We start from the raw sequence: 12933 nt of genomic DNA, 5'->3' as shown, positions 1-12933 counted from the left end.
TTTTCATGAGCACATTGACGGGGACGGCCGGCAAGTCCAGCTTCAAACCGGCACTATGGACATCGGGCGACTGGAACGCATTTTTCGGCTTCGGCACCAACATCCTCGTCAACATGCTGGTGCTCACGGGCCTGCTGCGCTTCGTCTTGAAGATGCCTGACAGCCTCGTGTTCGGCCGCATCCTGCCTGCGCTCGGGCTGATGATGTGCCTCTCCACCTTCTACTACGCATTCCTCGCCTATCGCCTGGCACAGAAGACCGGCCGCAGCGACGTTTGCGCGCTGCCCTCGGGCGTCAGCGTGCCGCACATGTTCATCGTCACCTTCGTGATCATGCTGCCGATCACGCTGAAGACGGGCGATCCGCTCAAGGGCTGGTCGGCCGGCCTCGTCTGGGTGTTCTTCCAGAGTTTTATTCTTATGATCGGTGGCTTCGTTGCCCCATTCATTCGAAAAATCACGCCGCGTGCGGCGCTGCTCGGCACGCTTGCCGGAGTCTCCGTCACCTTCATCTCGATGCGGCCTGCGCTGGAGATGTACATGACGCCGCAGATCGGTCTGGTCTGCTTCGCCATCATCCTGGTGAGCTGGTTCGGCGGCGTGAAATACTGGCGCGGCATTCCCGCGGGCCTCGTCGCCATCGCGGCCGGCATGATCATCGCCTGGGGCTCCAACCTGTTCGGGCTCGGCCTCGGCGGATTGAGCATCGCGGGTGTTGGAGCCGCTTTCGCGAACTTCGGCTTCTCGGTGCCGATCCCGGCCGTGGGCTACGTCTTCTCCGGCTTCGAATTCCTCGGCATCATCCTGGTCACCGCCATTCCGTTTGGCATCTACGACCTCGTCGAGGCCATGGACAATGTCGAAAGCGCGGAAGCGGCCGGCGACGAATATCCGACCACGCGCGTGCTGACTGCCGACGGCATCGTCAGCCTGATCGGCTGCCTGATGGGCAATCCCTTCATCAACGCGGTCTATATCGGCCATCCCGGCTGGAAGGCGATGGGTGGCCGCATCGGCTATTCCGCTGCGACCGGTATCATGGTCGTGGTGCTGGCCTGGTTCGGCATCATCTCGGTGCTGCTGGCGCTGGTGCCGGTCGTCGCGATCTCGCCGATCCTGCTCTATATCGGCATGCTCATCGGCGCGCAGGCGTTCCAGACCACACCGGTCAAGCACGCGCCCGCGATCGTGCTGGCGTTGACCCCGCATCTCGCCGCCTGGGCCAAGCTCCAGATTGACACCATGCTTGGCTCGACCATGACGGCTGCGGCGACGGTCGGCGGAATGGCCGCCGACAAGGCCGACGCGGTCAAGGCTGCCGCGATCGCCGCGCTGCCGCAGCAGGGCGTATTCTATCACGGCCTGGAGGTGATGGGCGGCGGCTCCATCCTCGGCGGTCTCATCCTGGGTGCGATCGGTGTCTTCATCATCGAGCGCGATTTCGAGAGGGCCTCCGCCTTCGCGCTGGTCGGTGCGATCCTGACCTACTTCGGCTTCATGCATGGCGAAGCCGTCGGCATCGGTGGCGGCTTTGGCGTGACGCCGGCGGTCGCACTCGCCTATGCCGTGATGTCGGCCGGCCTGTTCGCGGCCAGCAAGCTCGGCACCAGCGAGCGCTACGCCGCGCATCCGGAGATGCACGCCGCGCCGGCGGAGTAGCTACCCGCCCTTGACGGCACCCGCGGTGAGCCCGGCGACGATCTGTCGCTGGGCCATCACCGTCAGCAGCAGCACTGGAAACGTCACGATCAGGGCGGCCGCGGCCAGCGGGCCCCAGCTCAGTTGATCGAACGAGATCATGTTGTAGACCGCGACGGGCAGGGTGCGCGTCTCACGCCCCGCCAGCACGATGCCGAACACGAAATTGTTCCAGGAGAAGATCACTGCGAGGATGAAGGCCACAGCGATGCCGGGCCTCGCAATCGGCAGCGCCACGTGCCGAAACACCTGCCAGCGGCCGGCACCGTCGATCAGGGCGGCTTCCTCCAGCTCCATCGGTGTGGTCTCGAAATAGCCGATCATGATCCAGATCACGATCGGCACCGTGACGACAAGATGGATGATGATTTGCGGCACCAGCGTGCCGAGCAGGCCGAGCCACTGGAACAGCAGGAACAGCGGGATCAGGTAGGACAGTCCCGGCGTGATGCGGGCGATCAGGATCACGATCGCGGATTTATGCGCGGCCATGCGTGCGATGCCGTAGCCGGCGGGCACGCCGACGATCAGCGCCAGCAACGTCGCGCTGCCCGTCACGATCAGGCTGTTGATGAAATAGGTCAGGAAGCGGTTGGAGGCGAGCACGTCGGCGTAGTTCTTCCAGGCGATGCGATCAGGAAAGAACACCGGCGGATAGGCGGCGTTATCGACCTCGAATTTGAGTGACAACGAGAGCATCCAGAGGAAGAACAGGATAGCCGGCGATACGATGACGAACACCGAAAGCCACAAGCCGATCCTGCCGATGAGCTGACGAAAGTTCATGCGCCGCTCGCGATTTCGGTCCACAGCATGCGCTGGCGGGCGTAGAGCATCACCGCCGCAAGCAGGACGATCAGCAGGAAGAACACGACCGCGATCGCAGATCCGTAGCCGAGGTCGTAATAGGTGAAGGCGACGCTATAGAGATAGATGTTGATCGTCTCCGATGCCGAGCCGGGTCCGCCTTGCGTGATCGCGAAGATGATGTCGAAGCTCTTGACCGCGTCGATCATGCGGATCATGCCAGCAATGAACAGAAACGGCATGATCAGCGGCAGCGTGATGAAGCGGAACACCTGCCAGAAGTTGGCGCCGTCGATCTGCGCGCTCTCATAGGGCTCGGTCGGGATTGCGGCCAGGCCGCCGAGCACGATCAGCATCACCAGCGGCGTCCATTGCCAGGTCTCGACCAGCACCAGCGAGGGAATGACGGTCGCGGGGTGAAAGACCCAGAGTTGCGCCGGAATTCCAACCAGCGACAGCAGGTAGTTCAGCACGCCGAGCTGCGGGTGGAACATCATGGTCCAGACCAGCGCGATCGCGACGGGTGTCGCCATCATCGGCATGATGAACACGCCACGCAGGAATCCGCGGCCGGCGAACCTCTGGTGAAACACCACGGCTGCAAACGTCCCCAGCACCAGCGGTAGCAGGACCGACAGCGCGGTGTAGACCATGGTGTGTCCGATCGCCTCGATGAAGCGGGGATCGCTGGTCAGCCGCAGATAGTTCGACAGCCCGACGAAGGTGGTCGGCGAGCCGACCTTCCATTCGTTCAGGCTCATCCAGATGGTGAAGACCCACGGGAAGATGATGATGGCCAGCACGACGACAAGCGCCGGCACCACGAACGGCCAGTAGGACGGCGGCCGCAACCCCTTCTCCGGCGCGGCCTCGGTCGAAGCCGCGGCCGGAGTCGATTGTGTCAACGCACTCACGCTTTTTCGCTGCGCTCCAGGATCGGCCGGTACTGATCGTTGGCTTTCTTCAGTTCAGTCGCGGGATCGGCCCCGGACAGCGTCGCCGTGAGCGCTGCGCCGACGATGTCGCGGAATTCCGCAACGGGGATGACGACGGGCAGGCCGAGTTTGCTGATCTTGGCGGAATCGATCACCGATTGCAGCCACTCCTTGGGCATCTTCACGCCCTGCTGGATCTCGGGATCGTTCAGGATCGAGTTGCGGAACGGCACGCCGCCGCCGGCCTGCAGCAGCCGCGCGCCCTGCTGCTTCGAGACCACCCACTGGCAGAGCAGATAGGCAGCTTCCTTGTTCTTGCTCGCAGCGGCGATGCCGATGCCGTCGCCGTAAGTGGCCGAATACTGCCCCTTCGGTCCGGCGGGCACGACGGTGTAGCCGACCTTGCCGACGACGCGCGAGGCGGCGGGATCCTCCAGCGGCGGCGCCCAGCCGACGCCGTCTATCCACATCGCAGATCGTCCTTGCGTGAACGAGGCCATCGACTCCATCCAGTTGAAGCCGGCGACGCCGGGCGGCGCGACCTTGGTCAGCAGCGTCTGATAGAGCTTTGTCGCGGCGACCGCCTCGGGGCCGTCGGTCAGGATGTTACCCTTGGCATCGAGGAATTCGCCGCCAAAGTTGAGGAAGAAATTGGTCCACAACGTCATGTTGGCGTTGCGCAGGCCGCGACCGACGAAGCCGTAGGTGCCTTCCTTGGTATCGGTCAGTTTTTCGGCCGCCGCGACCATCTCGTCGAGGGTTTTGGGGACGGCGACGCCCTTCTTCTGGAACAGCTCCTTGTTGTAGTAGAGGATGAAGTAATCGACCGACCAGGGCAGCGACAGCATCTGGCCCTTGTCGTTCTTGGCGTATTGCAGGCCGGCGGCCGAGAAATCGCTCTCGACAAGATCGGGCGCGGTCAGCGTCGGATCCTTCATGAACGGCGTCATGTCGGCGAGCCAGCCGGCTTTCTCGAACTGACGCTTCTGGACGTGATAGCTAAGATGCACCACGTCGAAGCTCGGCCGGCCCGAGGTGAGCTCGATCACGACCTTCTGCCGCTGCTGCTGCTCGGGGATCTGCTCGGATTCCACCTGGATGCCGGTGAGTTCGGTGAACTCCTTGATGTTCTTTTGCAGGTTGTCGCCGCGCGGACCCTTGGCGAGGATCACCTCCAGCTTGGTCCCGGCATATTTCTTCCAGTTGACCTCGGCGCGGGCGGGCAGCCCGGTCAGGCTGAGCGCGCCGGCCGCGGCGGTGCCCTTCAACAGCGTGCGGCGCGAGATATTGTGGTTGGCCAATTTAGTCCCTCCCTCTCTGTCATTTTCTTTGGGAGCGATACTAGCGGCCGTGCCACGCCTGCCTAGTCCTAATCTGGCGCCTCAGGGGCGCACGGCGGGCGTCTCCATCGGCAGGCCGCGCGCCCGCGACATCAGGTAAAGCTCGAGCGCGACCAGTTCCGGTGCGCCGTAATCATAGGCCTGGGCGCGGACGCCGGTCATGCAGCTGCGCAAGCGACGCTCCAGAGATCCCAGCGTCTGCCATTCCAGACGGTAGAGCGGATAGCCGGTCGGCTGTCCCTGCGTGATCGGTGATCCAGCGAGGCGCTTGTCGAAATTGTCATCGTGGCAATTGGTGCAGGCGAGGTTGAGCTGGCCCTCGCGCTGCATGAAGAGATCGCGGCCCTGTGCGACGAACGGCTTGAGTTGCGGATCGTCACCGGCGGTGATCGCGACGCCGCGCGACTGGTGGGCGACGAAGGCGGATAGTGCCAGCAGGTCGCGACTCTCGTAAGGGAGCGCCGTCGCCTGCTGATGATTGGCGCGGCAGAGATTGATGCGCTGGTCCAGCGTAACGGGACGGCCGAGCGTTTGATCGAGCGCGGGATAGCGCGCCGCGACGCCTTTCATGCTGTTTCGCGCATCGCCGTGGCAATCGGCACAGGACTTGTCGGCGCTGCCGGTCTTCTTGCCCCACAGCGCCTCACCGTCGAGCACGAACAGCATGCCGGGATTGGACGTGTCGTCATCCTGCATGGCGCGCGTGTCGGGCCCCATGAACGCATAGCCGGACCGGCGCGCATCGGGCGGGATTTCACCGGCGAGCAGGGCAGGGGCCGCGGCGAGCAATATCGCCGCCGCTATCGCGCGCCAAAATCTCATTCGACGGTGATCGATGCCGATGCTGTGGACGAATAGCCGTTGTCGCCGATCCATTCGAACTCGAACTTGCCGCTCTCCTTCACGACGGTGAAGAAGGACAGATACGGATTGGCGGCGATCGCCGGAAACAGGTCGGCGCGAAAGACCTCGGTGCCGTTGTAGCGGCAGGTGAAGCTGGTGATGATGTCGCGCGGTACCAGCGCGCCGTCGGCGGTGTGGCGGAAGCCGGTTTCCATGATGTGCGAGGTCAGAGTGCGGATCTCGATGATGTCGCCGCGTTTGGCCTTCGCGGGAACGTTGATGAGCGCGGCCATCAGTTCAGCTCCTCGGTGCAGGCGGCCAGCGTCACGACGACGTCCGCCGCGACCTGCCAGAAGGTGTCGTCGGACAGGCGCGCGATCGCGACCACCTTCTGGGTGTCGGCGAGGCGGATGCGGGTCGAGACCTGGGCGCGGCCGGAGGAGGGGTTGAGATAGAAATTGCCGATGTTCGGCTGCGGGTTCTTCTCGTTGAAGACGTGGATGCTCTTGACGTAGTCGGTCGCCGTCATCGGGCTTGCGACACTCACCGTCATCGGCACCGTGTTGCCGTTCTCGACCAGCGGGGGAATGTCGAGCTTGACCTTGCCAGTGCGAATTGATGCCTCGCCGACGACGTTGCGGATCGCGGCGCTGAGCATCGCTGGCGTTGCCTCGAGCGGCCGCAGCGTGACGATCGGGATCGTCCCGGCGACTGTCAGGCCTCCGGCAAGATTCAAAAATTGTCGTCGCGTGGTCGCCATGAAGCTAGTCCCGTAGCGTTGCAAGAAAGGCCACGATGTCCTCGAACTCCGCAGCCGACAAGATCGGCTTGCCGGCGAAATTGCGCCCGACGCGGATGAGGCCATCGTTGCGGTAATAGGACGGCATGATGGTCTCCGGGTTGAAGCGCGCCGCATCGACCAGACGAAGCCGCAACTGGCTCGCCGTCCAGCGGTTCCCGGCGCCGGAGAGATCAGGCGCGAGGTCGCCTTGGAAGCGGGTTTCGGGGAAGGGACCGGAATGGCAGAGGATGCAGGTCGTCGTGCGCGCCAGCACCAGCGCGCGACCGCGTGCGGCATCGCCGGGAGTGCCGGTGAGGGATTCCGCGATGCCGTCGCCGGTGATTTTGTAGGGCGCAAGCTCGTCCGCTCGGCAGGGCGAGGTGAAGCCCGCCAGGATCAACGCTGCAATCGCAAGTGCTCGATGGTGCGGCCAAGATCGCCGCGCGCTCCTCTTACCTCTCCCGCTTGCGGGAGAGGTCGCGCCGAAGGCGCGGGTGAGGGCTTTCTCCTCTTGGGGGTCCTCGCGGGTGGAGACACCCTCTCCCCAACCCTCCCCTGCAGGCGGGGGAGGGGGCGCATTGTGGTCGTGGCGTCGGCTTGGTCTCATCATGCCCTAGCCAAAGGTGTCCGCCGTGATGGTTTGAAACCAGCGCTCCGCGTCCGCGGCCTCGCGAGCGCGAAGCTCGCGCGGTGCATCGACCGGGCTCGTCGCGCCGCCTTCGACTTCGGCAAAGATCTCGCCTCTCGGCTGGTAGTTGCCCGCGAGCGAAAAACCGTAACCGGGCGCGACGGTGTTGTAGCAGACGCCAGTCAGCCGTGGCGCCTCCGGTGCGCGACCTGCAAGCAAAGCGACAATCGCCGCGGCGCAGGCCTTGCCCTGCGCGCTCGCGGCCGATGCCGATTTGGGGATGCCGCCGCCAAGGCAGGCGTCGCCGATGACGTGCATGTTCTTGACGAGTTTTGACTCGAAGGTGACAGGATCGATCGGGCACCAGCCGGTGGCATCTGTAACGCCCGCGATCTCGGCAATACGGCTGGCGCGCTGCGGCGGGATGACGTTGGCGACATCGGGCGTGTAATTGCCGAATTCGGTGACGATGGTTTTGGTCGCGGCATCGACCGAGGTGACGCGGCCGCCTTGCGACAGCGCGATGCGCTCGATCATGTCGCCGTAGAGCTCCTTCCACGCCTTCTCGAACAGCCGCTGCTGGGAGAAACTGTCCTTGGCGTCGAGGACCAGCACTTTCGAGCGTGGCTTCTTCGTCTTCAAATAGTGCGCGATCAGGCTGGCGCGCTCGTAGGGCGCCGGCGGACAGCGCGAGGGATTGGCGGGGACCGCGATGGCAACCGTGCCGCCGTCCTCCATCGCTTCCAATTGCCTGCGCAGCAGCAGCGTCTGTGCGCCGGCCTTCCAGGCGTGTGGCATCTTTTCCGATGCGGCGTCGTCGTAGCCGGGCAGGGCTTCGAAATGGAAGTCGATGCCAGGTGAGAGCACGAGACGATCATACGGCAGCGCCACACCATCGCTCGTCATGACGCTGCGCCGCGCCGGGTCGATCGCGGTCACGGCCTGGCCGATCACGGTGACGCCCTCGGCGGCCAGCTTGTCGTAGCCGAACTGCTGCGCCTCGATCTCGCGCAGGCCGGCGATCACTTCGTTGCTGAAGGGACAGGAGGTGAAGACCGCGTTCGGCTCGATCAGGATGATCTGCAAATTGTCCTGCGCACGCTTCAGCGCGCGGGCGCAAGCGGCGCCGCCGAAGCCGCCGCCGACCACGACGACGCGTGCCGTGGATTGCGCGCGCAAGATCGATGGCCGCGCCAGCGTCGCGGCCGCCATGGTGATGCCGAACACGGCATTGCGCCGTGTCACCGGGCGCGTGGTCATCAGGGGCATCTGAAAAAGGGCTGCGGCGGCCATCTCTTGCCGCCGCAGCATGTTGCTTTAAGCGAAGGTGATGTTCTGGTCGCGCAGCGGGAACGAGCGGACCCGCTTGCCCGTCGCGGCGAAATAGGCGTTGAGCACTGCGGGTGCCGCAACGCCGATGGTCGGCTCGCCGACGCCACCCCAGAACCCGCCGCTCGGCACCATCACCGATTCCACCTTCGGCATCTCGTTGATGCGCATCGAATTGTAGGTGTCGAAGTTGGTTTGCTCGATCTTGCCGTCCTTGACGGTGCAGCCGCCGTAGAACAGCGCGGAGAGGCCATAGACGAAGGAGCCCGCGATCTGCCGCTCCACCTGCGCCGGATTGACGACGTAGCCGGGATCGGTGGAGGCGACGATGCGATGCACCTTGATCTTGCTGCCGTCGGTCACCGAGATCTCGGCGGCGCCGGCGACATAGCTGCCATAGCCCATCACCTGCGCGATGCCGCGATAGACGCCTTGCGGCGCCGGCGTGGTCCAGCCGATCTTCTCGGCGACGGCATTGAGCACCGCCAGATGCTTGGGATGATTGCCCATCAGCTTGCGGCGGAATTCGAGCGGGTCCTGGCCTGCGGCCTGGGCCAGCTCGTCCATGAAGCATTCCATGTAGATCGCATTGTGATTGACGTTGACGCCGCGCCAGAAGCCGGGCGGAACGTGCGGGTTGCGCATCGCATGCTCGATCAAGAGGTTCGGCACCGAATAGCCGAACGCGGCCTCGCCGGACTGGGCGACGCCCTGGAATGCGGCCGGGTCCATGCCGTTCTGCAGCGCTTCAGGGCGCAGCGAGAACAGGATCGACTGGCCGGACAGGCGGTAGTGCAGCGCGACCAGATTGTTGTTGGCATCGAACGCGCCGGTCATCTTGCACTGGGTGATCGGGTGATACCGGCCGTGCGCCATGTCCTCTTCGCGCGACCACAAAAGCTTGATCGGCGTGCCCGGCATCTGCTTGGCGACCATGACCGCCTGGCGGACATAGTCGGTCTGGCCGCGCCGGCCGAAGCCGCCGCCCGGCATCACCTTGTGCACGTCGCACTTCTCCGCCGGCAGGCCGGAGGCCTCCAGCACGGCCGCAAAGGCGGCTTCGCCGTTCTGGGTGCCGCACCAGACCTCGCACTTGTCCGCCGTGTAGAGCGCGGTGGCGTTCATCGGCTCCATGGTGGCGTGGTTCTGGTAGGGATAGGAGTAGACGGCCTCGACCTTCTTGGCCGCGCCGGCGATCGCGGCTTTCGCGTCGCCGTTCTTGTTGCCGACATAGGCTGGCTGATCGTTGTTCAGGCCTTCGGCCAGCCACTTTGCGATGGACTCGCTGGAGACTTTTGCATTGTCGCCTTCGTCCCAGACGATCGGCAGCGCTTCCAGCGCAGTCTTGGCGTGCCACCAGGTGTCGGCCACGATCGCCACTGCGGTATCGCCGACCCTGACGACCTTCTTGACGCCTTTCATGCCGGCGACCTTGGCCTCGTCGTAGCTCTTCAGCTTGCCGCCGAACACCGGACAGTCCTTGATCGCGGCGTTCAGCATGCCCGGTAGCTTGACGTCGATGCCGTAGATCATGGTGCCATTGGTCTTGTCGGCGGTGTCGAGCCGCTTCACGCCCTTGCCGACCAGCCTCCAGTCCTTCGGATCCTTCAGCTTGACGTCGGCGGGCGGCGTCAGCTTCGCGGCGGCTTCGGCGACCTTGCCGTAGGTCGTGGTTTTGCCTGATGGCGTATGGGTGATGACGCCGTTGGCGACCGTGCATTCGGAGGCCGGCACTTTCCACTCATTGGCGGCGGCCTCGATCAGCATTACGCGCGCGGTGGCGCCGCCCTTGCGGACATAGTCCTGCGAGGAGCGGATGCCCCGGCTGCCGCCGGTCGAGAAATCGCCCCAGACGCGCTTGCGGGCGACGCTCTGGCCGGGCGTCGGATATTCGGTGGTGACCTTGGTCCAGTCGCATTCGAGCTCCTCGGCGACGAGCTGGGCAAGGCCGGTCAGCGAGCCCTGGCCCATCTCGGAGCGGGCGATGCGGATCACGACGGTGTCGTCGGGCCGGACCACGACCCAGGCGTTGACCTCCGGCGAGCCATCGGCCGCGCGGACCACAGTGGGGCCGCCGAACGGGAGATCGAGGCCGATTGCGAGGCCGGCGCCGACAGCGGCGGTGCCGATGACGAAGGCACGGCGGTTCATCTTGGGAGAGACGTGCTTGTTCATGGGGCGGCTCCCTTACGCGCTTGCGATCGTGTGGATCGCCTCGCGCACCTGCTGGAAGGTGCCGCAGCGGCAGATATTGGTGATGGCCTCGTCGATGTCTGCGTCGGTCGGCTTCGGCTTCTCGTTCAGCAGCGCCGCCACGGCCATGATCATGCCGCTCTGGCAATAGCCGCACTGCGGCACGTCCTGGGCGATCCAGGCCTCCTGCACCTTGTGCAGCGTGGCGCCGGAGGCGAGCCCCTCGATCGTGGTGATCTTCTTGCCCTCGGCCTCGGCGACCGAAATGCCGCAGGAGCGGGTGGCGACGCCGTCCATGTGAACCGTGCAGGCGCCGCATTGTGCAATGCCGCAACCATATTTGGTGCCGGTCAGGCCGGCATTCTCGCGGATCGCCCAGAGCAGCGGGGTATCCGGCTCGACGTCGAGCGTGAAGGTTTTTCCGTTGATTGTTAGGTTTGCCATCGCAGTCCCCTGATTGGCCCAATCCACCGATTGGACTCAGGGGCGCAATGTGTCCGGCAATTTGGAACTCTTCAAATCAATAGTCCGAGGGGCAGCTATTGAAGATTCTCGCGGCTGCGGGAAGATTGGGGCACCCGCGGTGTTTTGCCTCGCCCCGGCTGGGCGGGCTGAACGACCTTTCCCGGAGCGCCAAGGCCCCCGCTTGGGGCGACGTTTGCAGGTTCCCTTGCATGCAACGACCACAGTTTGGTCCTTTTGTCGGGGTGCAAGATGAGAGCGCTTTGCTACACTGCGCCGACTCAAAAGGAGTGCCATCGACGTGCCGAGCCCCTGTAACGTGCTGATGCTCTATCCGCTCTTCACCGCGGAGTCGTTCTGGAGTTTTGGCGAGTCCTGCAAATTGATGGGCGTCCGGCGCCCGGCAGCCCCCCTTGGCCTGATCACGGTCGCGGCGATGTTGCCCAAGGACTGGAGCGTCCGGCTGATCGATTGCAACACGCAAGCTTTCAGCGATGACGATTTCGCCTGGGCCGACGTCGTCTTCACCGGCGGCATGCTGCCGCAGCAGGCCGACACGCTGCGCCTGATCGAGATGTGCCGCGCGGCCGGCAAGCCGGTGGTCGTCGGCGGCCCCGATCCGACCTCCAGCCCCCACATCTACGAGAATGCCGACTTCCGGGTGCTCGGCGAGGCCGAGGGCATCATCGACGAGTTCATCGCGGCCTGGCAAAGCGGGGCCCGATCCGGTGTCTTCACCGCGCCGAAATTCCAGGCCGACGTGACAAAGACGCCGGTGCCGCGCTTCGACCTCCTGAAGTTCGAGGACTATCTCTATATCGGTGTGCAATATTCGCGCGGCTGTCCGTTCACCTGCGAGTTCTGCGACATCATCGAGCTCTACGGACGCGTGCCCAGGACCAAGACGACCGAGCAGATGTTCGTCGAGCTCGAGACGCTCTACAACATGGGCTACCGCGGTCATCTCGACTTCGTCGACGACAATTTCATCGGCAACAAGAAGTCGCTGCGGCAGTTCCTGCCGCAACTCGCTGAATGGCAGCGCGCGCACGGCTATCCCTTCGAACTGTCGACTGAGGCATCGGTCAATCTCGCCGATGACCCTGAATTGCTGGAGCTGATGGGAGCCGCAAACTTCTTCGGTATCTTCGTCGGCATCGAGAGCCCGGATCCCGCGACGCTGGTCGCGATGCGCAAGAAGCAGAACACGCGGCGCAACATCGCCGAGAGCATCCACAAGATCTACGCCGCCGGCATCCTGGTCACCGCCGGCTTCATCGTCGGCTTCGACAACGAGAAGGTCTCGATGGCGGAGGCGATGATCGACTTCATCGAGGAAGCCGCGATCCCGGTCGCCATGGTCGGCCTGCTCTACGCCTTGCCGAACACGCAGCTCACGCGCCGACTGGAGCGCGAAGGCCGGCTGCATCCGGGTCACGATATAGCGCCGACCATCGGTGCCGATCAGTGCACGGCCGGCATCAACTTCGATCCGGTCCGCCCATTGCGCGACATCCTGACGGACTACAAGCGGGTTCTGGAGCACATCTACAGCCCGGCGGCGTATGCGCGGCGTGTCGACCGCCTGATGACGCTGCTCGACCGTTCGAGGCAGCGCCATGAGCTCGCGGAAGGCGACATCCGCGCGAAGGTCGGGGCGATGGAGACGGTGCACCGCGTGGTCACCGCGCTTCCGGAGGCGCGCGGGCCGCTGTGGGAGACCTTCATGAACTGCGCCAAGCGCGACACCTCATCGGCGCGCATCGCGGTGCAGTTGATCGCGGCCTATGCCCATCTCGGCCCGTTCTCGCGCAAGGTCATCGAGGCGATCGACGGGCGCCTCGCCGCGCTCGACGACGAGCCCGTCGTCGCGGCGGCCGCGGCGATCGACGCGACGGCTGCCCGGCACCTGGCTTAG

General features: G+C 64.6%; 12 protein-coding genes. 2 read left to right on the top strand and 10 right to left on the bottom strand.

What is annotated here, in order from left to right:
* The first annotated feature begins 5 nt into the window (after positions 1 to 5).
* A complete protein-coding gene (locus BRAGE_RS0125215) occupies positions 6 to 1658 on the top strand; it encodes a hypothetical protein (RefSeq protein WP_027558415.1) in 1653 nt (550 codons plus the stop codon).
* Here BRAGE_RS0125215 and BRAGE_RS0125210 read toward each other — a convergent pair whose 3' ends face one another.
* From BRAGE_RS0125210 to BRAGE_RS0125165, 10 genes are all read right to left on the bottom strand, one after another.
* Entirely contained in the window at positions 1659 to 2483 is an 825-nt protein-coding gene (locus BRAGE_RS0125210; RefSeq protein ID WP_027558416.1) for a carbohydrate ABC transporter permease, read from the bottom strand. It abuts the gene before it with no gap.
* Positions 2480 to 3418: a carbohydrate ABC transporter permease gene (locus BRAGE_RS0125205; RefSeq protein WP_027558417.1), complete on the bottom strand. Its 939-nt coding sequence runs from the start codon at positions 3416 to 3418 to the stop codon at positions 2480 to 2482. The genes BRAGE_RS0125210 and BRAGE_RS0125205 overlap by 4 nt, the downstream gene beginning before the upstream one ends.
* A complete protein-coding gene (locus BRAGE_RS0125200) occupies positions 3415 to 4740 on the bottom strand; it encodes an ABC transporter substrate-binding protein (RefSeq protein WP_027558418.1) in 1326 nt (441 codons plus the stop codon). The genes BRAGE_RS0125205 and BRAGE_RS0125200 overlap by 4 nt, the downstream gene beginning before the upstream one ends.
* A gap of 81 nt (positions 4741 to 4821) precedes the next feature.
* The gene (soxA, locus tag BRAGE_RS0125195; RefSeq protein ID WP_027558419.1) at positions 4822 to 5601 is read right to left on the bottom strand and encodes a sulfur oxidation c-type cytochrome SoxA; all 780 of its coding nucleotides are present in this window, start codon (positions 5599 to 5601) and stop codon (positions 4822 to 4824) included.
* A complete protein-coding gene (gene soxZ / locus BRAGE_RS0125190; RefSeq protein WP_027558420.1) occupies positions 5598 to 5915 on the bottom strand; it encodes a thiosulfate oxidation carrier complex protein SoxZ in 318 nt (105 codons plus the stop codon). The genes soxA and soxZ overlap by 4 nt, the downstream gene beginning before the upstream one ends.
* On the bottom strand, positions 5915 to 6382 hold the full coding sequence (locus tag BRAGE_RS0125185) for a SoxY-related AACIE arm protein (RefSeq protein ID WP_027558421.1): 468 nt from the start codon (positions 6380 to 6382) through the stop codon (positions 5915 to 5917). Before BRAGE_RS0125185 ends, soxZ begins: the two co-directional genes overlap by 1 nt.
* A gap of 4 nt (positions 6383 to 6386) precedes the next feature.
* Positions 6387 to 6812, bottom strand: coding sequence for a sulfur oxidation c-type cytochrome SoxX (gene soxX / locus BRAGE_RS0125180; protein WP_084334292.1), 426 nt, complete (start codon positions 6810 to 6812; stop codon positions 6387 to 6389).
* 204 nt (positions 6813 to 7016) lie between these two features.
* Positions 7017 to 8300 carry an NAD(P)/FAD-dependent oxidoreductase gene (locus BRAGE_RS0125175; RefSeq protein WP_027558423.1) on the bottom strand — a complete coding sequence of 428 codons (1284 nt, stop codon included), beginning with the start codon at positions 8298 to 8300 and terminating at the stop codon, positions 7017 to 7019.
* A 48-nt stretch (positions 8301 to 8348) separates the two neighbouring features.
* The gene (locus tag BRAGE_RS0125170) at positions 8349 to 10535 is read right to left on the bottom strand and encodes a xanthine dehydrogenase family protein molybdopterin-binding subunit (RefSeq protein WP_027558424.1); all 2187 of its coding nucleotides are present in this window, start codon (positions 10533 to 10535) and stop codon (positions 8349 to 8351) included.
* A gap of 12 nt (positions 10536 to 10547) precedes the next feature.
* Entirely contained in the window at positions 10548 to 10997 is a 450-nt protein-coding gene (locus BRAGE_RS0125165; RefSeq protein WP_027558425.1) for a (2Fe-2S)-binding protein, read from the bottom strand.
* A 313-nt stretch (positions 10998 to 11310) separates the two neighbouring features.
* Between BRAGE_RS0125165 and BRAGE_RS0125160 the strand changes: the two genes are divergently transcribed.
* Positions 11311 to 12933 carry a B12-binding domain-containing radical SAM protein gene (locus BRAGE_RS0125160; RefSeq protein WP_027558426.1) on the top strand — a complete coding sequence of 541 codons (1623 nt, stop codon included), beginning with the start codon at positions 11311 to 11313 and terminating at the stop codon, positions 12931 to 12933.

Source organism: Bradyrhizobium genosp. SA-4 str. CB756 (assembly GCF_000473125.1).
GTDB lineage: Bacteria > Pseudomonadota > Alphaproteobacteria > Rhizobiales > Xanthobacteraceae > Bradyrhizobium > Bradyrhizobium arachidis.
Note: the sequence above shows the minus strand (reverse complement) of the source record. Positions and strands in the feature narration are given on the sequence as shown.